The organism is Pirellulales bacterium (assembly GCA_019694455.1).
Classification (GTDB): domain Bacteria; phylum Planctomycetota; class Planctomycetia; order Pirellulales; family JAEUIK01; genus JAIBBY01.
Map to the genome: position 1 here is coordinate 1 of JAIBBY010000013.1, position 22,485 is coordinate 22,485.

Consider the following 22,485-nt stretch of genomic DNA (forward strand, 5'->3'; position numbering starts at 1 on the left):
CGGTGCGATCGAACACCTCTTGCAACATTCCGCCCCAGCCGCAGCCAAGTTCCAAGATTTGCTCGCCCGGCTGAGGATCGACGAGGTTCATGATGAAGCGCGCCTTGTTGGTTTGCGCTTCTTCTAGCGTTTCGTGGCCGGTAATGTAATCGGCGCACGAGTAGAGCATGTACTTCTGATCGAGGAAGAGCTGATAAAAATCGTTGGACACATCGTAGTGTTCGGCGATTCCGCGTTCGTGCGGCGGCCGCAGGAAGTGCTTGAGCAGCGCGCCGCGGAACAAGCGCGGCGGAAACGAGAGTCGCACCCAATCCTCGAACGGCGACAGCTTGCGGGTGATGAAGCGCCAGGTCCATTCGGCGTCGAGTGGTCGCGGCGAGCGGATCAGATACTTGATCACGCTATACGACGGCCCCAAGAGGGCGGTCTCCGGCACAAATGCGGCGTGGCGCAATAGACCATTCATCGCTGTTGACCGTGGTGCGAGACGGACAATGGCCGATGACAGCAGGCCGTATTGGACTGCGCTCAAAATCTCATTGCAACTTTTTTGGCAATGGGTCGCGCAGCAAGCCAGTTAGCCTGTCGATTTGGGCCGCGTGCGGCAGCGTTGGGCCGCTTCGGCCCATTCGTGCATCGCGTAGAGGACCGGTTGCAGCCTGCTCCCCAAGGCAGTGAGCGAGTAATCGACCCTGGGCGGAATCTGCTGATGAACGCAGCGGTCGATGATGCCCGACTTCTCCAATTCGCGAAGCTGCCGTGTGAGCGTGCGCGCCGAGACTCCGTCGAGCAAGCGGGTCAATTCGCCAAATCGCTTCGTGCCGTTCAAGAGATGGTGGATGATCAGCACCTTCCAGCGACCGCCAATGGCTTCGATCGTGGTTTCAACGGGACAGCGCACCTTCTTTTTGTCGTTTTTTCGCGTTACGCGGTTCGCCATGAGCGCCTTTACTATCCATTAGGATACTTGGTTACAAAGTCACCCATACTTGAGTTTTTGATCGTTCAGCAATAATTGTCAACAGGTGCAGACTCCTCGTACAGCCGAGCCATCCGATAGGAGAATTCCATGCCAGACGCCAATCGTTGGATGATCGACCCAAACGACGCCGTGATGCTGCTGATCGACCATCAGAGCGGACTGTTCCAACTGGTGCGCGACATCGACCAGCCAACCTTGCGAAATCATGTCTGCGCGCTAGCGAAGGTCGCGCACATGGCCAAGATTCCCACATTCACTACGGCCTCGGTTCCGGACGGCCCGAATGGTCCGCTGATTCCCGAGATTCATGAATACTGTCCCGAGGCGATTTACATTCCGCGGACTGGTCAAATTAATGCCTGGGACAATCCCAAGTGGGTCGAGGCCATTGAAAAGACCGGACGAAGGACATTGCTGATCGCCGGCACGCTGACGAGCGTCTGCATGGCGTTTCCCACGCTGAGCGCCCTGGCCGCGGGATACAAAGTATTTTGCATCATCGACGCCTCGGGCAACTGGTCGCCAATGGCGACGGACATCACAACGGCCCGCATCGTCCAGGCCGGCGCCATGCCGACTGATACCTATGCGGTGCTAGCCGAACTGATGAGCACTTGGAATCGGGCCGACGCGATGGACTTTGCGCAAGTGATGGTCGACCACATTGTGCCGCCGTATCGCGCGCTGATGGAGAGTTACGACAAGGCGCAGAACGTGCAGCGAGTGGGACACGAAACAAAGCTGGAAAAGCTGACTGCTGCTGCCAAGAAATGAACCGGCGAGTTGTTCCGGAGGAAAGGCGCAATGAAACAAGTCCAACGCGTCGTACGCAACGTGGCGCAACACTGGGTCGGAGATGGTTTTCCTGTGCGGTCGCTGTTCTCCTATGCCGACCGCGCGGCCGAGACGAGTCCGTTCTTGCTTTTGGACTACGGCGGCCCGCACGAGTTCGCGCCGACAGATCGCCAACTGGGCGTGGGCGAACATCCGCATCGCGGTTTCGAGACGGTGACGATCGTTTACGCCGGCAGCTTGGAGCATCGCGACTCAACGGGCAGTCACGGCACGATCGGACCCGGCGACGTGCAGTGGATGACGGCGGCATCTGGAGTGGTGCATGCCGAATTTCACAGCCGTGAGTTTGCGCGCACTGGTGGCCGGTTTGAAATGGCGCAATTGTGGGTCAATCTGCCGGCCCGAGAAAAAATGTCAGCGCCGCGCTACCAGGAGATTCTTGACCGGCACATTCCGCGAAAACTACTGGCGAATGACGCCGGATCGGCGCGTATCATCGCCGGAGCCTGGGACGAGGTGACTGGCCCCGCGCAAACGGTGACGCCGCTGTGCGTGTTCGACCTGCGATTGCAGGCTGGTCACGATGCGGTGCTGCCGGCGCCAGCCGGACACACCACGATACTGCTGGTGCAGCATGGCCGGCTGGAAATCAACGGCCAATCGGTGGCCGCGGGCGAGCTGGCGATGCTGTCGCGAACAGAGCAAGATGTTTCCGTAAGCTGCGCCGAGGACGCGATGGCGCTGCTGTTGACCGGCGAGCCGATCGACGAGCCGGTGGTTGGTCACGGCCCGTTTGTGATGAACAGCCAGAACGAGATCCGGCAGGCCATTCGAGATTATCAGAGCGGACAAATGGGGCATCTGCCGGCCTAGTAAACGCCGACTGAAATTCGACTACGCACGATCAAGCCTTACTCCGCGGCCAGCCGATAGCCGACCCCCGGCTCGGTCAACAAGTATTTTGGCCGGGCGGGCTCGTCCTCGATCTTGCGGCGCAGGCCGGTCATGTACACGCGCAAGTAATGCGTCTCGTGCACGCTATCTGGTCCCCAGACTTCCTTGAGCAATTGACGATGCGTGAGCACCTTGCCCGCATGCCTCGCGAGAAACGCGAGTAGTCGATATTCGATGGGTGTGAGTCGCAACTCTTGGCCGCGCATCGTCGTGCGTCGCGCATCGAGGTCGATCTCCAAGTCTCGCACGCGCAATTGGGGCGTTACGGACCCAGCGCGCTTGTTGACGTGTCGCAGACTGACACGCAACCTCGCCAGCAACTCATCCAGGCCAAATGGCTTCGTAAGATAGTCGTCGGCGCCGGCGTCAAGCGCTTGAACTTTCTCGAATTCCCGTCCGCGCGCGGAGAGCACGATGACGGGCACGTGCGACCATTCGCGAAGTTGCGACAGCACCGCCATTCCGTCGATGTCCGGCAGCCCCAAATCGAGCACCACGATGTCGGGGGGCGACATGGCGGCCTGCCGCAGGCCGTCTTGACCGTCCTCCGCCTCCGTCAAATCGAATCCCGCGCTCGTTAGCGACACGCGCAGAAACCGACGAATCTCTTGTTCGTCCTCGATCAGGAGCACGCGCGCACGGTCGCTCGACACTACTTCGTACTCCTAAGATTGACTCAACAGGTCGTTGGCCGCGCCAGCACGGGACGTGGTCGGCGCCTTGCCGCGAGGTATTGAAAAACGAATTGCGGCGCCATTCCCGACTCGGTTCTCCGCCCAGATACGGCCGCCATGCAGTTCGACGATGCCACGGCACACGGCCAGTCCTAAGCCGGCGCCGGCGCGACGGGCCACGGAAGGAGCGCGATAGAACTTATCGAAGATCTTCGCCGCCTCCTCGGTCGTGATGCCTTTGCCACGATCCGCGACTTCGACCACTAAATCGCTCTCGGTGGTGGAGGCGGAAATATCGATGGGTGTCAAGTTTGGCGAGTACTTGATGGCGTTTTCGACCAGATTCGCAAGCACTTGTTGGATCAACAGTTCGTCGAACGACGCCAGCGGCATTTCAGGATCGACATGCGTCGTGACAAGTCGGTCGGCGAGCTGCCGCGTGAATCGCGATAGCACGACGCCAATGCTTTCTTCGATCGAGTGCCATTCTCGGCGCGGGGCCATGGCGCCGGCTTCGAGGCGTGTCATCTCCAACAGATTGGCGATAAAGGAGTTGAGCCGCTCGGTCTCGCTGTAGATAGATGTCGCCAATTCGCGGCGATTCGCGAGTTCCATTGTGTCGCCACGGTCGACCAGCGCGCTGCTGGCGCCCATGATCGTCGCGAGTGGCGTGCGCAAATCGTGCGAGACAGCGCTGAGCAACGAGTTGCGCAGGCGTTCGGTGGCGATGGCGACCTGTGCGCGATCGGCGGCCTCGGCCGCTTGGATCCGTTCGAGATTCAAGGCGAGTTGACCGGCAAACGTTTCGAGCAATTGTCGTTGATCGGCGCCCATGAACGCGCCTAGCTTCGCGGGGCGCACTCCGAGCAAACCAACGCATTGGTCGTTGGCGCGGAGCGGAAAGAATGTCGTATCGGCGGATGGCAAAGTGTCGGTGCCACGGCCAGCGACCTCGCCGTTCTCGAATGCCCAAGACGCGACCGCCAGGTCGTGATCCGCCAGCGGTTGCGGCGGCGTCCCGATTGGCAGCATGACTTCCAGTTCGACGGGGCGCATTGGCTTGCGCGGTTTGGGAATCAGCAGAAACACTTCGCCGTCGAACGTGACACTAATGTGGCGCGCCGCCGTAGCCGCCGTTTGCAATGCGCTGCTGGCATTGAGCAAGTCACGGCTCATGGAGAAAAGGGCTGCGGTGCGCCGTTCGCGCTGGCCGGCGGCCTGGGCCTGCATTCGCACTCGGTTGGTCAACGTGCTGATTGTCAGCCCGGTGACGAGCATCACGCCAAAAGTGATCAAGTACTCGGTGTCGGATACCGCGAAGTTCCAATACGGCGCGATGAAGAAGAAATCGAACGCTGCCACACTGGCGATCGTGGCAAAGATCGCAGGACCACGTCCCCAGCGAGCGGCGACAAGGACCAGCGCCAACAAGTACAGCATTACCAAATTGATCGGCTGCAGTCGGCCGCTCAATTCAAATCCAATCCCAGTCACCGCAGCCAGCAACGCCGCAGCCAGCAGATACGCGCGCCAAGAGGCGCGTGGCTGCGAGCTGCCGCGCATGGCGCGCAGCCGCGCGTCGGCGTCGCCGCTGATGACGTAGAGGTCGATGTCTCCCAGTCGTCGGGCCAACTCGTTGACAAATGATCCGCGCAGCAGCTCTTTCCATCGCGGTTGATGCGGCTTGCCGACAATAATCTTGGTGGCGTTGCTCTCACTCGCGAACCGCAGTAGCTCCGTTACCACATCCGCGCCAAAGAGCGTAGCGGGCTCACCGCCGAGCTGTTCGGCCAAATGAAGCGTTTGCGCAAGGCGGTCGCGGTCCTCACCCGATGGTTGGGCATGAGCGGGTGTCTCGACGTACACGGCGTGCCATTGCGCCCGTAACGCGGTCGCCATGCGTTTGGTGGCTCGGACCAGGCGCGGCGCTGAGGGGCTGGCGGTCACACATACCAATAACCTCTCCGACGCCGGCATGATGCGCGAGATCGAATGCGCCTTGCGAAAGTCGTCCATCTGGGCTTCGACGCGCTCCGCAGAGCGGCGCAACGCCAGCTCGCGCAGCGCAATGAGATTGCCCTTGGTGAAGTAGTTCTTGATCGCGCGTTGCGCCTGTTGCGCAATGTACACCTTGCCATCGCGCAGACGCTCGATGAGATCATCCGGAGCGATATCCACCAGCGCGATCTCGTCGGCCTGGTCGAAAATCGAGTCGGGAATCGTTTCGCGGACGACAATGCCCGTGATTCTCGCGACCAGATCATTCAGGCTTTCGAGATGCTGGACGTTAACGGTGGAATAGACGTCGATGCCCGCTTCCAACAGGTCTAATACATCCTGGTAGCGTTTGGCGTGCAATAGCCCTGGCGCGTTCGTGTGCGCCAGCTCGTCTACCAGCAGCAGCGCCGGCCGGCGAGCGAGCGCTGTCGCGAGATCGAGCTCCAACAACGTCTGGCCACGATAAGGAACTTCCTTGCGAGGGAGGGCATCCAAGCCCAGTGCGAGAGCTTGAGTCTCGGGGCGAGCGTGGGGCTCTAGATAGCCCACAACGACATCAACGCCTTCTTTGGCCGCCTTGCGGCCTGCCTCCAACATGGCGAACGTCTTACCCACGCCAGGCGCCGCGCCAAAAAAAATCTTCAGCTTTCCGCGCCGATTCTTTGCCTCTTCGGCTTCAACGCGAGCAAGCAGTTGATCGGGATTGGGACGGCCATCGCTGGACATATCGATTATTCTACTATTTCGCTTGCCCATCGAGAGCGAGATTCAGCAAGAGCACATTCACGCGGCGCTCTCCCAACACACCGAAAGTACGAGTCTGCGTGTGCTGCGAAATCAAGTCGCGGACTGACTGCTCGGGTAGTCCGCGGGCGTGGGCAACTCGCGCAGCTTGATATAGCGCCGCGGCGGGCGTGATATGGGGATCGAGTCCGCTAGCCGACGAGGTGACCATGTCGATTGGCACGACGCCGGCTTGATCTGGATGGGACTTCTTGATCGCTGCCAAGCGATCGACAACTGACTGCCGCAAGGCGGGATTCGTGGGGCCGGCGTTTGTGCCAGCACCGGCCGCGCCATTGTAAGCCATGGGCGCAGTGGCCGACGGCCGTCCCCAAAAATAACCCTGCGCGGTGAACGATTGTCCAATCAACTCCGACCCTACGACGTTGTCATTGCGCGTCACCAGACTGCCGTTGGCCTGGTGCGGAAACACCTGCGCCGCGATGCCGGTGACTAGCAACGGATAGGCTAGTCCAGTGAGTAAAGACAATAGCGCGAGTAGAAGTAATGCGGAGCGGACAATCTTCAACATGACGGACTGTCTCCTCAAGTCGAATAAATAGTCGTTGGGCGGGATGGACACATGACCGATCAGGCCGCCCCCAGCGCGCCCAGAACAAGGTCAATGAGCTTGATTCCGAAGAACGGGACGATGAGCCCCCCCAGCCCATAGACGAGCAGGTTTCGACGCAGCAGTTCTGCCGCGGGCAAGGCACGGTAGCCAACACCGCGCAGCGCCAGAGGAATCAAGCAGACTATGATTAGCGCGTTGAAGATGACCGCCGCCAGGATTGCGGTGCCTGGCGCCAGATTCATGACGTTCAACGCATTGAGCGCGGGATAGGTGGCGGCGAACGTCGCTGGGATAATGGCAAAGTATTTGGCCACGTCGTTGGCGATGCTGAAAGTCGTCAGCGCGCCGCGAGTCATGAGCAGTTGTTTGCCAATGCCGACGATTTCAATGAGCTTGGTGGGGTTGCTATCGAGATCGACCATGTTGCCGGCCTCTTTGGCGGCTTGGGTGCCGCTGTTCATGGCGACGGCCACATCGGCCTGAGCCAGCGCTGGAGAATCGTTCGTACCGTCGCCAGTCATGGCGACTAGTCGCCCGCCGGCTTGATACTCTCGAATGAGCTTGAGCTTGGCCTCTGGCGTGGCCTGCGCTAGAAAGTCATCGACTCCGGCCTCAGCGGCGATCGCCGCGGCAGTGAGCGGGTTGTCGCCGGTGATCATGATGGTTTTGATGCCCATCTGCCGCAACTCGGCGAATCGCTCTTTGATCCCACCTTTGACAATGTCTTTGAGATGGACGACGCCAAGGGCCTTCGCCCCATCGGCAACTACGAGTGGCGTGCCTCCCGCCTTGGAGACGCGCTGCACATCGAGCATCACGTTGGAATTGATCTGGCCGCCAGACGCCGCGACGAACGTTTCGATGGCGCTGGCTGCCCCTTTGCGAATTTGGCGACCATCAATATCGACGCCGCTGATCCGTGTCTGTGCCGAAAAAGGGATGAAGTGCGCCGCGTGATCGTGTAGTTCCCGGCCGCGCAAGCCGTGCTTTTCCTTGGCCAGCACAACGATGCTCCGCCCTTCCGGCGTTTCGTCGGCGAGCGATGCCAGTTGTGCGGCATCGGCTAACTGCTGCACACCCACTTGATCCGCAGGCAAGAACTCGACCGCTTGCCGGTTGCCAAGGGTGATGGTGCCGGTCTTATCCAGCAGCAACACATCGACGTCGCCGGCGGCCTCGACCGCGCGGCCCGACATGGCGATGACATTAGCCTGGATCATGCGATCCATGCCAGCGATGCCGATCGCGGACAGCAATCCACCAATGGTGGTGGGTATCAAGCACACAAGCAACGCAATCAAGACTGTGACCGTAACTGGTTGCCCTTGGCCCGCGGCTTTCGCGCTATATATCGAGAGCGGCAGTAAGGTGACGCAAGCCAGCAGGAAGATGATGGTCATTGCCGCGAGCAGAATATCCAGCGCGATTTCGTTGGGCGTCTTTTGGCGCTTGGCGCCTTCGACCAAGCCGATCATGCGGTCGAGAAAGGTTTCGCCCGGATTGGCGGTGATGCGGACGATGATCCAATCCGAAAGGACACGTGTACCGCCCGTGACGCTGCTGCGATCGCCGCCGCTCTCGCGGATCACTGGCGCGCTTTCGCCAGTGATGGCGCTTTCGTCCACCGAGGCCACACCCTCGATCACCTCGCCATCGCCCGGGATGTAGTCGCCGGCTTCGACCAGCACAATGTCGCCGGTGCGCAAAGCGCTGGAAGCGACTTGCAACGCTGTGGCGTCGCGCCTTGGCTCGACCAAACGCTTCGCAAACGTGTCGCGGCGAGATTGCCGCATGGTGTCGGCCTGGGCCTTGCCACGGCCTTCAGCCATTGCCTCGGCAAAGTTGGCGAACAGCACGGTGAACCACAGCCAGGCGGCGATGGCGCCGATAAAGCCGGCGCTCGCCTCGCCCTGTCCAGCCAGCGCTTGCGCCAGCAGCACCGTCGTGATGGCGCTACCGACGTACACGGTGAACATCACGGGATTGCGAACTTGGCGTCGCGGATCGAGCTTTTTCAGCGAATCCATCATCGCGCGCTGAACGATCGGGGGATCCCAGAGCGGTCGAGCTTTGGCCTGCGTGGTCATTCTATTTTTGTTCTCTTTACAAGTTGTTCAACAAGCAATGAATCAATCAGTAGCCGAGCATCAGCAGATGCTCAACAATCGGTCCGAGCGCCAGCGCGGGGATGAACGTGAGGGCGCCAACTACGATCACCACGCCGATCAGCATGACCACAAACAGCGGCGTGTGCGTGGGTAGCGTGCCAGCGCCGGGTGGAGTGTACTTTTTCTGCGCCAGTGAACCGGCAATGGCCAACACGGGCACGGCCAGCCAGTACCGAGAGACGAGCATCGCGATTCCGGTAGTGAGATTGTAAAAGACGTTGTTCGCGCCGAGTCCAGCGAACGCGCTGCCGTTGTTGTTGCCGGCGGAAGAAAAGGCGTAAAGCACCTGGCTCAGGCCGTGAGCGCCGGGATTGGAGATGGTTGCCGTGCCGGCCGTTGTGACAATGGCGAGCGCTGTGAATCCCAATACAACCAATGGGGGAAAAAGTATCACCAGCGAGGCCATCTTCATCTCATAGGCCTCGATCTTCTTACCGAGGTATTCAGGAGTCCGACCCACCATGAGACCCGCGATGAAGACGGCGATGATGGCGAACATCAACATGCCATAGAGGCCGCTGCCAGCACCACCAAAGACGACCTCGCCCAACTGCATCAGCCACATCGGGACGAGTCCGCCAAGCGGCGTATACGAATCGTGCATGGAGTTCACTGCTCCATTGGACGCGGCAGTGGTGACGGTTGCCCAGAGCGCGGACGCCGCAACTCCGAACCGGACCTCCTTGCCTTCCATGTTTCCGCCTCCTTGCCCCGCGCTGGCTCGTTCATCGACGCCAAGCTCGCCGAACAGGGGGTTACCTGTCTGTTCGGCCCAATAGCACACGCCAAGCAGGCCCACAAAAATCAACAGCATCGCGGTGTAGATCGCCCAACCTTGGCGCGCATCGCCGACCATCAGCCCGAAGGTGTAACACAGGGCTGCGGGCAGAATCAGAATTGCAAGACACTCCAGAAAGTTGCAAAGCGGAGTGGAGTTCTCAAACGGATGAGCCGAATTGACGCCGAAGAAACCACCTCCATTGGTGCCGAGCTGCTTGATGGCGATTTGCGATGCGGCCGGCCCGAGCGCCAATCGCTGTGTCGTGACGACCTGTCCATTAGCGTCAGTCGTTGGCTCGACGAGAGTCACCGTTTCATACGGCCGGAGCGTCTGCACAACCCCTTGAGACACCTGCGCGAGCGCCAGCGCGATCGAGAGCGGCATGAGTATATATAGGGTGCTGCGTGTGAGATCGACCCAGAAACTGCCCAGGGTTGTCGCCGAGCGGTGAGTGATGCCGCGAATGAGCGCCACCAACATCGCCATGCCCGTCGCGGCGGAAACAAAGTTTTGCACCGTGAGTCCCAACATTTGGCTGAGATAGCTGAGGGTCGACTCGCCACTGTATGCCTGCCAGTTGGTGTTGGTGGCGTAGCTAACGGCCGTGTTGAACGCCAGATCGGGCGACACTGCAGCGATGGCCTCGGGATTCAGCGGCAATCGATGCTGGGCTCGCTGCAGGCCATATACCGCCAAGAGCCCCAGCAGGTTAAACACCAGCATCGCGGCGGCGTACTTTTTCCAACCCATCTCTTCATTGGGGTCAACACCGGCGAGCCGATAGCAGCCGCGTTCGATCCAACCGATTCCGCGATCGAGTCCGCAGGGCTCTCCTTGATAGACACGAGCCATGTAGCTACCAAGCGGTTTGACGATCAGGGTTAGCACGATGACAAACAACAGCAACTGTCCGATCGCGACCGCAGTCATGAAAACCACTCCGGCTTGAGCAACGCAATGATCAGGTAAACAAGCAGCAGCAGGCTGACAACTGCCCCGAAAACATAAATGGCGCTCATCGTTGTTCTCCTACCGCCCCACAAAGCCAAAGGAGCGCGGCGGTGGCGGCGAAGAACACCAGCGTGACGCCTAGATACAGCAAATCCATGACGCGAGTCTCCCACTCGATCTGGAGAAATCACATAGATTTCTCTTTCGCCCAATTCTGGCGACATGCGCGCCAAATTGCTGCTAAGAATGGCCGTCGGCGCGCTAAGACCGCGCTAAGGAGGCGCACGATGGACAACGACGCTCAGGCCGCCACATAGATGGCGATGGCGCCAAAGTGCAGCGCGGAGCCCCCCATCACGAACAGATGCCAAATGGCGTGGAAGCCAGGCTTGTCGTCGCGGCAAAAGAAGACCACGCCAGCGGAATAGCTGACGCCGCCCGCGAACAACAGCAGCAATCCGCCAAGTGGCAACACTGCGAGCAGGGGCTTGAAGGCGATAATCACAAGCCAGCCCAAGCAGAGGCACGGCAGGGGCGAGGTCTGTTCCAGGCAGTTGGCGTGGCGCACCTTGTTATAGACGCCAACGGCGGCGAGCGACCAGACAGCCGCGAGCAACCCATAACCCATGGGATTGCGCATCAGGATGACGAGAAAAGGCGTGTACGTGCCGGCGATGAACAGGTAGATCGCCGCATGATCGCAAAGCTGCAGTCGCAGCTTCCGTCGTGGGCATTGCGCCTTGTGGTACAAAGTGGATGCAGCGTACATGAGCAACAGCGTGGCGCCATAAAATCCGCACGCAGTCACGCGCGCGGCGCCCCCCATCATCAGCGACCAGGTGGCGAGGTAAGCAACGCCGATCACACTCAGCGCCAACCCCAGGCCGTGCGTCCAGGTGTTCAGCCGCTCCTCGGCCACCGATTCCGCGGCGCTACGAGCGTGATCGGCTGGACGCTGGAGGGCCTGAGCCAAGTGAGCCGTGGCGGTCGCAAGCTGTGACCACAGATTCGATTCGATCGGTGGCGCGGCGGAGGCAGCAGCCCGGACGAGTGCGGCAGCACTTTGGGCAGGGGACACAGAACTGCGGGTAGCAGCCGATTTGCGGGGCGCGAGGGCCGATGAAGCGACATCGGCGAGTCGAAACGATCCAGTGAGCGCGGCCATGAGTGTATCTCCTGTTGCCCACTTTCTCTCGCGCAATTTGCAACGATTCGTTACAGCGAATCAGCCATCTTCTTCAATTCATCGCGCGGAACGATCGACGTCGCGCGGCTGCGGTCCGGTTTCGGCGCGGCCGCGCGATCGATCGGAGCGATGGGGAAACTCGTGTCAGGCAACCGCCTTGGATTGGAACAAGCCGGCGTTGTAGGCCGCTCGCTCCAGACATCGCAGCGCCTCGACCAGTTGCTCGCGGGTGTGATTGGCCGTGAGGCTGATTCGCAAGCGCTCGCTGCCGTGCGGCACCGCTGGAAAGGGGACCGAATTGACGCAGATGTTCGCCTGATGCAGTTCAAGCGTCATCTGCCGCAAGATCGGCATCGAGCCGACGATCACCGGAATGATCGGGCTAGGCGCCCCGCTGATCGTGAAGCCCAGCCGCTTCAACTCGCTGTGCATGAACCGGCAGTTGTCCCACAGTTGATCGACGCGCCACGGTTCGGATTGAATCACATCTAGCGCGGCGGCGGCGGCGGTGACCATGGGCGAAGGGGCCGTGGAGAACATGCCCGAGCGAGCGAAGTAGCGGATGTAGTTCACCAGGTCGTAGTTGCCGGCGACAAACCCGCCGCAAGCGCCGAGGGCCTTGCTGAGGGTGCCGACATGGAGATCGATCTGTCCCTCCACGCCAAAATGCGCAGTGGCGCCACGGCCGCCCTCGCCGAGCACGCCGGTGGAGTGCGCTTCGTCGACCAAGAGCAACGCATCGTGCCGGCGAACGACCTTGAGGATTTCGTCGAGCGGCGCGGCGTCGCCATCCATGCTGTAGATGCCCTCGACGGCGACCAGACGCGTCTTGGCGTCGCGGTTTCGGCGCAAGACGCGATCGAGATGATCCACATCGTTGTGCCGAAAGACTTTGATTTGCGCTCCCGAGAGATTGGCGCCGTCGACCATGCTGGCATGCGAGAGGCGATCGAGAATGACCACATCGTTCTTGCCGCAAACGGCGGAGATGACGCCGACGTTGGCCGAGTACCCGGTGGCGAAGACGCACGCTTCTTCGGCGCCCTTGAAGCTCGCCAGCTTGGTTTCCAGGCGGCGGGTGGTGGGGAAGGTGCCGACCAACAGCGGCGAGCTGCCGGCGCCGGCGCCGTACAGGTGAGCGGCCTCGCAGGCGGCCTCGATCACCCGCGGGTGATTGGCAAGTCCGAGATAATTATTGCTGGCAAGCATGATCATACGGCGTTCGAACGACTCGCGCGGATAGTCGACCAGCGCCTCGGCGTCGTTCGGTTCGAGCAGCATCCGGCGATATAGGTTGTGCCCTTTCGCCTCGAAGTGCTCGACGGCGCTGGCGAACATGGCGGCGGCGGTGCGAAAATCGACGCCGTTTTCTCGGGCGCGGAGCACCTCGACAAGCGAGTATTCTTCGTTGGTTTCTGGCGAAGGTTGTTGAGCGTGGGCGATTTGCAGCGTGGTGGTCATGGCAGGCTCCCGGCCGGTTCTGAAGGTCGAAGTTCGCTTTGGAATCCGCTGACCGCGGTTCCGCTTCTATCAAGCCAAGCGCAGACGGCCGATCGGCGTTACACCCGCAAAATAGACCGGTGAAATCCGCACAAACGTCTTCATCCGGCGATCGGCCAGGAGAGGAGGCGTAACAACCGGAGCGCAGTCTGCGCTGGAACTAGCGTCGTGCTAATTCGTCTGCAAAGATCACTTATCGCAAGGGTTAATGCCGTGACTACCCTCACTCAATCGCCCCAACGCATGGCCACTTCGGTTCCGCGAGATGTCACCGTCAAGATGAACCGATCGAATGTGACCATTGAACAAGTTCGCACGCGGCGCGAGCGCCAGGAATTTGTCGACTTCCCGTATACGATCTATCAAGGCGATTCCAACTGGTGTCCGCAGCTCAAATTGGAGGCGCATGCGTCGATCGACCCGGCTAAGCACCCGTTCTACAAGCATGGCGCCGCGGTGCAGTTCTTGGCGCGCCGGCAGGGGCAAGTGGTGGGGCGCATCAATGTCAGCGACGACCCTCACTACAACGCCGAACATGCCGCCAACGTTGGCTGCTTTGGCATGTTCGAAACGATCGACGACCCCGAGGTGGCCCGCGCGTTGCTCGACGCCGCGGCGCGCTGGCTGCGAGCGCGCGGCCGGACATCCATCATGGGGCCGATCGACTATTCAACTAACTATCCCGCCGGTCTGTTGGTGGAAGGTTTTGACACGCCGCAGCGCGTGATGATGAACCACAATCCGGCGTACTACACCGAACGCCTGGAAGCATGGGGGCTGGAAAAGGCCAAGGATACTTATGCCTGGTGGTTTGACGGTGAAGCGCCCAAGCTCGAAGAATGGGTGCGCCGCGCCGAACGCATCGCCAAGCGCGGAGGCGTGACGATCCGCCCGGTGCGGGTCGACGACTTTGAGGCGGAGATCGACCTCTGCATGCAGGTGTATAACCAGGCCTGGGAGAAGTCGTGGGGCTTTGTGCAGATGACGCCCGACGAGTTCCATCATCTGGCGCATCAACTCAAAAAAACGGCTGTGCCCGAGTTGCTGCTACTGGCCGAAGTGGCAGGTCAGCCCGTGGGATTCTGCGTGACGCTGCCTGACGTGAACGAGGCGATCCGGCCGATGGGCGGCAAACTGACGACTTGGGGACTGCCGATTGGCCTGTTCCGCCTGCTGCGTGGCATGAAACGCATTCAAACCGCGCGGATGGCGGTGTTGGGAGTGCTGCCCGCGTTCCGCAAGCGCGGCATTGCGGAGCTGATGATCTTGCGCATCTTTCAATACGGCAAGCATCAGTTGGGTTACCAGGGCGCGGAGCTCGGTTGGACCCTGGAGGACAACGAGATGATCAATCGCACCGTGGAAAGCGTGGGAGCGCGGCGTTACAAGCGATTCCGCATCTACGAGCGAGGCATTTGATCCATGCAGGGCGGGCGGGACCCGAATGGCGCCTCGTACAAAAGCGCACCAGTCGCCGGCCGGTATGCGAAAAATGTTTGCCGGTTGGCGTTGGCGGTGATTCAATAAACGGCGTTCCGCTGGCCGCGCGCCGCTGGAATCTGTCGCAATTCGTTTTGGCGTCGCTCATCGCGCGCGAGTCAGTGGCCCGTACGTTGGCTGCCGCTCACTCTCGAAAGCGTTTCCTCACGCAAGGAGCCCCGCCATGCAAAGCACGACACGCCGCCGGTTTCTGGCCGATGTGGGACACGGGGCGCTGATTGCCAGTTTGGGCACTGGACTTGCGACTGATCTTGGCTTTGGCCGTTGCCTAGCCGCCGAATCCGTGTCACGACTGCAATTCGGCGAGCTGGATTCACTGGTAGGCCTGATGGCCGACACGCCGATCGACCAGTTTCTGCCGCGTGTGGTGGCGGCGGCCCAGGGGGGCGCCACGGCCAAGCAACTTGTCGCCGCGGCGGCGTTGGCCAACGCGCGCGCCCTGGGGGGGCACGACTACATTGGCTATCACGCGCTGATGGCGCTGGCGCCCGCCTTTGCGATGGCCGGCAATGAACCGCGCGGCAGGCAATTGCTGCCGATTATGAAGGTGCTATATCGCAACATCAAGCAGATTCAAGATCAAAAAGAAGACGACGACGCGATGCACCCGGTCGAAGCGTCGGCGGCGCACACCGGCAGCGCCGACGAACTGCGAACTTTGGTGCGGCAGGCCGACTTGCCGGCGGCCGAGGCGCTGTTGGCGCGAATGGTCGCCGACGATCGCGAAGAAGCGTTCAACGATTTGCAGCCCACCATTCAGGACGATGTGAACGTGCATCGCGTGGTGTTGGTGTGGCGATCTTGGTCGCTATTGCCGCTAGCGGGGGCCGAGCATTCGCATACCCTGCTTCGTCAGTCGGTGCGGTATTGCGTCGATTTTGAGCAAGAGCGAATGGCCAAGGGAGGTCCAGAGCCGGCAGTGCGTCAGGTGCTGCCAAAGCTGCTCGACCAGTACAAGTTGCACGACGCCGCGCCAGGCGCGCGGAGGGCCGGCGACGACTGGGTGGACCAGTTGGCGGGGGCGATTCACCACGGCAGCCGCGAAGAGGCGGCGGAAGCGGTGGCGGCGGCGCTGGCAGAAGGCTTTGCTCCGCCCGACATCGCCGAGGCGTTGTCTTTGGCCGCCAATCGGCTGCTGCTCACCGATCCGGGCCGACCAGAACAGTACGCCAGCGCGAACAAGCCAGCCGGCAGCGTGCATGGCGATTCGGTGGGGGTGCACGCCTCGGATGCGGCAAACGCCTGGCGCAACATCGCGCTCGCCGGCAACCCGCATACAGCCGTGACCAGCCTGATCGTGGGCGCGTTTCACACCGGCGGTCAAAAGCGGACGCCGAGCGATCTGTACCCGGCGGCGGCCGATTTGGAATCGATTCGCGACGTGGCGCCGGAGAAGTTGTTGGCGGAAATTGGTGCGGCGATCCAGAACAAGGATCAACGTCGCGCGGCGGCGCTGGCGCAGCGCTATGGCGACGCGGGATTGGCCGCGCCAGCGCTGTGCGACCTGTTGCGCCAATTTGCGATTAGCGAAGACGGCGCGCTGCACGCGGAGAAGTACTATCAAACCGCGATGGAGGAATTCGCCAACATCCGTCCGGCGCTACGCTGGGGACAATTGGTCGGCTTGGCCCGCGTGAGCGCCAGTCAATACGGCTACCCCGCGCCGGGAGTCTCCGAGGCCGCACGATTGTTGGCCTAGCGGATATTGCCGCGACTAGCGCGCAGCTAGCCGGAGCGCGATCGGCCGATCGCGCTCCGGCGCTGTGAGCAACGAATTAGAGTTGACCGCAATCGGCGATCACGATCTTGGCTTGGGTCGCGCCCGAGCGAGAACCGAGGCCTTCGATCTTCTTCACCACATCCATGCCCTCGACCACCTGACCGAAGACGACATGCTTGCCGTCGAGCCAGTCGGTCTTGATGGTGCAGAGGAAAAACTGCGAACCGTTCGTATTGGGTCCGGCGTTGGCCATGCTAAGCACGCCAGGACCGGTGTGCTTGAGCTTGAAGTTTTCGTCGGCGAACTTTTCGCCGTAGATCGACTTGCCGCCCGTACCGTTGCCGCGGGTGAAATCGCCCCCTTGGCACATGAACTCGGGAATGACGCGGTGGAACGCGCTTCCCTTGTAGCCAAAGCCTTTCTCGTCGGTGCATAAGGCGCGAAAATTCTCGGCGGTCTTGGGCACGACGTCGCTACGCAATTCGATGACGATCCGGCCTAGCTCCTGGCCATCGGCGGTGATGTCCATAAAGCAGCGGGGCAGCGCGTTCTCGTCGGCGGCGCGGGCGGCCGAGGCCCCCAGCGCCAATCCAACCACCGTCAAGAGAATCAATTGAGAAGTCATCCGTCGCTCCTTCCAAGTTTGTTGTTTGCTTCGGCTAGGCCAGGATACCGCGAACAATGTTGCCGTACACGTCGGTCAATCGCTCGTCACGGCCCTGATGAAAATAGGTGAGTCGTGTATGGTCGATCCCCATCAGGTGCAGAATGGTGGCGTGCAAATCGTGGACATGCACCTTGTCGACCACCGCCTCAAAACCAAAATCGTCCGTGGCCCCGTAGGCGACTCCGCCCCGCACGCCGGCGCCTGCCAGCCACATGCTGAAGCCATAAGGATTATGGTTTCTGCCCGGTTTGCCAACCCCTTCGGCAAATGGCATGCGACCAAATTCGCCGCCCCACACGATGAGGGTCGAATCCAATAGGCCCCGCTGCATCAGGTCGGTCAGCAACCCCGCGATCGGCTGATCGACCTCGGCCGCATGCTGACCGTGGTTCTTTTCCACGCTTTCATGCGCGTCCCAGGTGTCTTCCAGATGCCCGCCGCCGGAGTAGAGTTGCACGAATCGCACTCCACGTTCGACCAATCGTCGGGCAATCAGGCAGTTGCGGCCAAACTCGTCGGTCGGCTTCCGGCCGACGCCATACATGTCGAGCGTGGCTTGCGTCTCCTGCTTCAGATCGACTGCTTCCGGCGTCGCTGTTTGCATGCGATACGCGAGTTCGTAGCTATGGGCGCGGGCGACCAGTTCCTCGCCGTCGGGCCGCGCGGCCAAATGCTCGGCATTGAGTTGCGCCAACAGATCGAGTTGCTCGCGCTGCGCCGTTCGATCGAGATAGGGTGGACCGGCAAGGTCGAGAATCGGGTTGCCCACGGGCCGGAAGAGCGTGCCTTGAAAGGTGGCGGGCATGTATCCGCTCGACCAATTGGGTTGGCCGCTGATCGGACCGCCGCGTTTGTCGAGCATGACGACATAGGCCGGCAGATCCTGATTTTCGCTGCCTAATCCATAGACACACCAACTGCCAAGCGAGGGTTTGCCGATGAGCGGCTTGCCGGTGTTCATTTGCACCAGCGCCGATCCGTGAGCGTGACTATCGGCATGACACGATCGAACGATCGCCAGCCGATCGGCATGCTCGCGCAGATTTGGAAAGTAGTCGGAGATCGGCAGGCCGCTTTGGCCGCCGGGGCGGAAGGGCCGCTGCGCAGGGGTCAAATAACCGATGGCGCGGCCGCCCGAATTGATGAACTTTTTTCCACTCGGCAGTGGCTGTCCGGCATATCGCTCGAGTTCGGGCTTAGGATCGAAGGTATCGACCTGGCTTGGGCCGCCGTTCATCATCAAAAAGATCACGCTCTTCGCGGGAGTGGCGAAGTGGGGCGGCTTGGGCGCCAGCGGATTGACCGGCGCCGAAGTGGCGGCAATGGCCTGACGGGCAAAGAAGCCGTCTCCTTCCAGCAAACTGGTCAGGGCCAAACCGGCGAATCCGCTCCCCATCTGCCAGAGCAGTTCGCGCCGCGTGAGTCCGCACGGAAACATCGATCGCGTCGAGGGGGCTGGCGGCATGGTCACGCGCTCCGGCGATTGCTAATCGACATAAAGAAACTCATTGCAGTTGAGGAGCACATGGCTCAACGACAAGAGCGCCAAGCGCCGCGAGTTGTTGGATTGCTCGCTGGAAGTCGCGGTTTGGTAATGGCGAGTCTGAGTCAACAGGTGCTCATGCGCCGCGGCGCGTTCGGTGTCGCTTGGGCGCCGGCCGAGCGCCAGTTGCCAGAGACGCACGATGGCGGCATTGTCGTCCGTGGACATCGCGCGTTCGGCCAGCGCAGCGCTCATTTGGTGGGCAAAGGCGTTGTTCAAAAGCGCCAGCGCCTGCGGCGCCACGATGGTCACGTCGCGCTGCGCGCAGGGTTGCGTGGTGTCACAAAAGTCGAACACCGTCATCAGCGGCGCGAGCAGCGATCGTTGGCTGAACATATAGACGCTGCGGCGGCGCTGCTGCTCCGGCGGCGAAGGCTGCCCGGCGGCGTTCTTGCGTGAAAGGCCCTCTAACGCCTCGGGGCTGATGTCTGGGCGAAAGCTGGGGCCGCCGACCGCTGGATCGAGTTGGCCGGCCACTGACAACAATGCGTCGCGCAGCGCCTCGGCGTCCAGACGCCGGCGGCGCGCGTGCCACCAAAGTTGATTATCCGCATCCTGCACCGCGAGATCCGCGTGCCGTGGATGAATCGACGATTGCCGATAGGTTTCGCTCATCACCAGCAGCTTGTGCATCCGCTTCATGCGCCAACCGCCGGCCACCAGTTCGTGGGCCAACCAGTCGAGCAACTGAGGATGCGTGGGTCGGTCACCCGCGAAGCCTACGTTGTCGGGCGTGCGAACCAGTCCGGCGCCAAAATGATGCTGCCAAAGTCGATTGACTGCGACGCGCGCGGTGAGTGGATTTTGAGGATCGACAATCCACTCGGCCAATTGCCGCCGTCGGTGCGAGGTTTTGGCGTCATCTGGCGGAGGGGACATCGCGCGATCAAGCGCCCCCACACACGATAAATAACCAGGCGCCACTTCCTGCTCAGGCCGCGCCGGATCACCTTTTCGCAACAGTTGCAGCGGAGGAGGCGCGGGCGACCGATCGGTATAGCCCAATACGTCGTACCCTAATTCGTCGCGGTTGGGTCCGCCCAGCAGCGCGGCTTCGCGCGGCTCGACATGGCCGGCCCAAAACACGGCGGCTATGCGGTAGTAGTCGGTCTGGCGAATGGGATCGAACTTGTGGTCGTGGCAGCGGGCGCACCGCACCGTCAGGCCGAGGAAGGCCGTGGTGGTAGTGTGAATCAGGTCATCGAGTCGTTCGTATTTGTATTCCAAGGGGTCGTTGGGCTCGTCGTTCCACGCGCCCAATCGCAAAAAGCCCGTGGCGATGACGGTCTGCTCCGAGGCGTCTGGCAATTCGTCGCCGGCGAGTTGTTGACGCACGAAATCGTCGAAAGGCAGATCGCGGTTGATGGCGTCGATCACCCAATCGCGATAGCGCCAAGCATGCGGCTTTTCTTGATCGCGCTCGTAGCCACAGGTGTCGGCGAACCGCGCCAAGTCGAGCCAAAAGCGCCCCCAGCGCTCACCAAAATGAGGAGAGGCCAACAGGCGATCGACCAGCGCGTCATACGCGCCCGGCGATTCGTCGGCGGCGAACGCTTCGATCTCTTCGTAAGTTGGCGGCAGCCCGATCAGGTCCTCGTAGAGTCGCCGAATGATGGTCCGGCGCTCGGCGCGCGGCGCCAACGAAAGCCCAGCGGCTTCGAGCCGCGCCAATACAAAGCGGTCGACCGGGTTGGTCACGCGATCTGTCGTCGACACGCTGGGAGGATCGACTCTATTGACCGGTTGCAGCGACCACCAATCGAGACCGGCGCGCTTTTCGGTGCCGAACTCATAGGGACTGAGCGCGCGCGCTGCGGACCAGACAGCGCCCCCCTTGACCCAAGCGCGTATCAGTTCGATCTCACTGGTGGGCATTGGCGTCGGCTTATCTTCTACTGGCGGCGGCATTTCTCCCGCTTCAACCCGCGCCAAAAGCAGGCTCGCGCCGGGCTGCGAATCGTCAAACGCTGGGCCGCTATCGCCACCTTGCATCAAGCCGCCACGAGTTTCGAGCAGCAGCCCACCGCTCCGCTCGCTGGCGTTGTGGCACCCCAGGCAGCGCCGGACCAAGATGGGGGCGATTTGATGATCGAAGTCAATCGCGGCGGCAGTGGGTGGCGGCTCGGCTTTCGCCGGAGCGGTGCTGCAGACGATACTCAACCACAGCGCGCAGAAACTCGGCAGCGCATGGCCTGCCGTGCCTAATCCGCGCTGGAAAGGGTTCGCTCGGCGAGACATCGATCAATGACCTCCAGGCCGTTGCGAAAAATGCTACGCGCCGGGCACATTATCAATGCCGACCTCCGGCGATACAAGCAATTGCGCGGTCCGCTGGTCGCTGCTCGGGAGGCTACGATGAGCGCGCCAGTTCGGGGATCGCGTCGCCATCGGTCACGATGGGGCGTGGCCGACCCGAGAAGTCGGGGAGGGCGACGGTTTTGTAGTCGATGCCGAGATGCCGATAGATGGTCGCGAGAAAATCATGCGGCCCCACACGTCGTTCGACGACCTCTTCGCCACGTGCGTCGGTGGCCCCGATGATCTGGCCGGTGCGGATGCCGCCGCCAGCGAAGAGAATCGAATTGGCCAACGGCCAATGATCTCGGCCTGGCTGCGAGACTCCGGCCGGGGCGCTGGCGACGCCGGCGCCGCTGCTGGCGGCGTACGAAATACGCGGCGTGCGACCAAAATCTCCAGCCACAACCACCAGCACGCGCCGATCAAGGCCGCGTTGATAAATGTCTTCGATCAATGCGGCGACGGCCTGATCGAAACAGGGCGCGCGAAACTTGAGCGCGTCAAAGACATGATGGTTGACGGCATGATCGTCCCAATTGGCGACGCGCCCGCAGAGCGAGCCATCGAGCATGGTGGTGACGATGTCGACGCCCGCCTCCACGAGTCGGCGGGCCATCAGCAATTGTTGCCCCCACTGATTTCGCCCGTAACGATCGCGCGTGGCGGCGTCTTCCTGGGACAGATCGAAGGCGCTGGCCGCGTCGGCGCCGGCGAGCAACGAGTAGGCCTGCGACTCGAATTCGTCCAGCGCGCGGGCGGGCGCCTCGTGATTCAGCAGGCGCCGCAGCCGATCGAGCGATTGGCGCAATTCAATGCGCGAAGCGTATCGAGCCGAATCGTGTGGGTTGGCTAGTCCTACGTTGGGCACTGAGAAATTGGGCCGATTCAGATCGCCCTGTACAGCGAACGGTTCGTACTGCGGACCCAAGTAGGCAGGACCGGCGATTGTGAAGCTGTCGTAACGCGCGATCGGATTCACGCCAACGTAGTTGGGCAAGCCGCGACGCGCGCCAGCGCGCAGGTGCGACGCCACACTCATGAAGTCTGGCAGCGCCGGCTTCAGTTTGTCCTGCGCGTCGGGATCGCCAGAGAGCATTTGCAAAGAACCGGCCGGATGGCCGCCGCCAGTGTGCGCCACCGAGCGCAGCACGGCCAGCCGATCGGCGATGCGCGCTTGGCGTGGCAACAACTCCGAAAAACGCAGACCGGGCACGCTCGTTGGAATGGTGGCGAAAGGGCCGCGAAATTCGGCCTCGGCCTCCGGTTTGGGATCGTAGGTGTCCAAATGGCTGCACCCGCCACGCAGCCACACTAAAAGCACCGCCGTTGATGAGCGGTTCGATGGCTCCTGCGCGCGGCAGCGCAGCAGGCCGGGCAAAGTGAGTGTCGTTAACCCGGTGAGGCCAATGCG

General features: G+C 61.5%; 18 protein-coding genes. 4 read left to right on the top strand and 14 right to left on the bottom strand.

Annotation, left to right across the window (positions count from 1 at the left end; genetic code table 11):
- Both K1X71_07255 and K1X71_07260 read right to left on the bottom strand, forming a co-directional pair.
- Window positions 1-466, bottom strand: a 466-nt coding sequence (locus K1X71_07255; GenBank protein MBX7072930.1) for a class I SAM-dependent methyltransferase, incomplete at its 3' end; no start/stop codon positions are given.
- Between the two features lie 111 nt (window positions 467-577).
- Entirely contained in the window at window positions 578-940 is a 363-nt protein-coding gene (locus tag K1X71_07260; protein ID MBX7072931.1) for a helix-turn-helix transcriptional regulator, read from the bottom strand.
- A 129-nt stretch (window positions 941-1,069) separates the two neighbouring features.
- Here K1X71_07260 and K1X71_07265 point away from each other — a divergent pair, with 129 nt between their 5' ends.
- Together K1X71_07265 and K1X71_07270 are read left to right on the top strand one after the other, a co-directional pair.
- Window positions 1,070-1,756 (top strand): isochorismatase family protein, encoded by a 687-nt coding sequence (locus tag K1X71_07265; protein MBX7072932.1) that lies wholly within the window; start codon window positions 1,070-1,072, stop codon window positions 1,754-1,756.
- A gap of 30 nt (window positions 1,757-1,786) precedes the next feature.
- Window positions 1,787-2,650: a pirin family protein gene (locus tag K1X71_07270; protein MBX7072933.1), complete on the top strand. Its 864-nt coding sequence runs from the start codon at window positions 1,787-1,789 to the stop codon at window positions 2,648-2,650.
- 38 nt (window positions 2,651-2,688) lie between these two features.
- Here the strand turns inward: K1X71_07270 and K1X71_07275 are convergent, their stop codons facing one another.
- From K1X71_07275 to K1X71_07310, 8 genes are all read right to left on the bottom strand, one after another.
- Window positions 2,689-3,363 carry a response regulator gene (locus tag K1X71_07275; GenBank protein ID MBX7072934.1) on the bottom strand — a complete coding sequence of 225 codons (675 nt, stop codon included), beginning with the start codon at window positions 3,361-3,363 and terminating at the stop codon, window positions 2,689-2,691.
- A gap of 33 nt (window positions 3,364-3,396) precedes the next feature.
- Window positions 3,397-6,129 carry a sensor histidine kinase KdpD gene (locus tag K1X71_07280; GenBank protein MBX7072935.1) on the bottom strand — a complete coding sequence of 911 codons (2,733 nt, stop codon included), beginning with the start codon at window positions 6,127-6,129 and terminating at the stop codon, window positions 3,397-3,399.
- Window positions 6,130-6,142: 13 nt separating this feature from the next.
- Window positions 6,143-6,718 carry a potassium-transporting ATPase subunit KdpC gene (gene kdpC, locus K1X71_07285; protein MBX7072936.1) on the bottom strand — a complete coding sequence of 192 codons (576 nt, stop codon included), beginning with the start codon at window positions 6,716-6,718 and terminating at the stop codon, window positions 6,143-6,145.
- Window positions 6,719-6,777: 59 nt separating this feature from the next.
- Window positions 6,778-8,847 (bottom strand): potassium-transporting ATPase subunit KdpB, encoded by a 2,070-nt coding sequence (gene kdpB / locus K1X71_07290; protein ID MBX7072937.1) that lies wholly within the window; start codon window positions 8,845-8,847, stop codon window positions 6,778-6,780.
- 46 nt (window positions 8,848-8,893) lie between these two features.
- On the bottom strand, window positions 8,894-10,639 hold the full coding sequence (kdpA, locus tag K1X71_07295) for a potassium-transporting ATPase subunit KdpA (GenBank protein ID MBX7072938.1): 1,746 nt from the start codon (window positions 10,637-10,639) through the stop codon (window positions 8,894-8,896).
- Window positions 10,636-10,728: a K(+)-transporting ATPase subunit F gene (kdpF, locus tag K1X71_07300; GenBank protein ID MBX7072939.1), complete on the bottom strand. Its 93-nt coding sequence runs from the start codon at window positions 10,726-10,728 to the stop codon at window positions 10,636-10,638. Before kdpF ends, kdpA begins: the two co-directional genes overlap by 4 nt.
- A 233-nt stretch (window positions 10,729-10,961) precedes the next feature.
- Window positions 10,962-11,825, bottom strand: coding sequence for a hemolysin III family protein (locus K1X71_07305; GenBank protein MBX7072940.1), 864 nt, complete (start codon window positions 11,823-11,825; stop codon window positions 10,962-10,964).
- 165 nt (window positions 11,826-11,990) lie between these two features.
- Window positions 11,991-13,307 (bottom strand): aminotransferase class I/II-fold pyridoxal phosphate-dependent enzyme, encoded by a 1,317-nt coding sequence (locus tag K1X71_07310; protein MBX7072941.1) that lies wholly within the window; start codon window positions 13,305-13,307, stop codon window positions 11,991-11,993.
- Window positions 13,308-13,559: 252 nt separating this feature from the next.
- On the opposite strand from K1X71_07310, the gene K1X71_07315 reads away from it, so the two are divergent.
- Window positions 13,560-14,765 (top strand): GNAT family N-acetyltransferase, encoded by a 1,206-nt coding sequence (locus tag K1X71_07315; GenBank protein MBX7072942.1) that lies wholly within the window; start codon window positions 13,560-13,562, stop codon window positions 14,763-14,765.
- Window positions 14,766-15,009: 244 nt separating this feature from the next.
- Window positions 15,010-16,545, top strand: coding sequence for a hypothetical protein (locus tag K1X71_07320; protein MBX7072943.1), 1,536 nt, complete (start codon window positions 15,010-15,012; stop codon window positions 16,543-16,545).
- A gap of 76 nt (window positions 16,546-16,621) precedes the next feature.
- Here K1X71_07320 and K1X71_07325 read toward each other — a convergent pair whose 3' ends face one another.
- The 4 genes from K1X71_07325 to K1X71_07340 all read right to left on the bottom strand — a co-directional run bounded on the left by K1X71_07325 (window position 16,622) and on the right by K1X71_07340 (window position 22,482).
- Window positions 16,622-17,191 (bottom strand): peptidylprolyl isomerase, encoded by a 570-nt coding sequence (locus K1X71_07325; GenBank protein MBX7072944.1) that lies wholly within the window; start codon window positions 17,189-17,191, stop codon window positions 16,622-16,624.
- A 34-nt stretch (window positions 17,192-17,225) separates the two neighbouring features.
- The gene (locus K1X71_07330) at window positions 17,226-18,671 is read right to left on the bottom strand and encodes a DUF1501 domain-containing protein (GenBank protein ID MBX7072945.1); all 1,446 of its coding nucleotides are present in this window, start codon (window positions 18,669-18,671) and stop codon (window positions 17,226-17,228) included.
- A gap of 48 nt (window positions 18,672-18,719) precedes the next feature.
- Window positions 18,720-21,014, bottom strand: a complete 2,295-nt coding sequence (locus tag K1X71_07335; protein ID MBX7072946.1) for a PSD1 and planctomycete cytochrome C domain-containing protein — start codon at window positions 21,012-21,014, stop codon at window positions 18,720-18,722.
- A gap of 112 nt (window positions 21,015-21,126) precedes the next feature.
- The gene (locus K1X71_07340; GenBank protein ID MBX7072947.1) at window positions 21,127-22,482 is read right to left on the bottom strand and encodes a DUF1501 domain-containing protein; all 1,356 of its coding nucleotides are present in this window, start codon (window positions 22,480-22,482) and stop codon (window positions 21,127-21,129) included.
- Window positions 22,483-22,485: the final 3 nt, after the last annotated feature.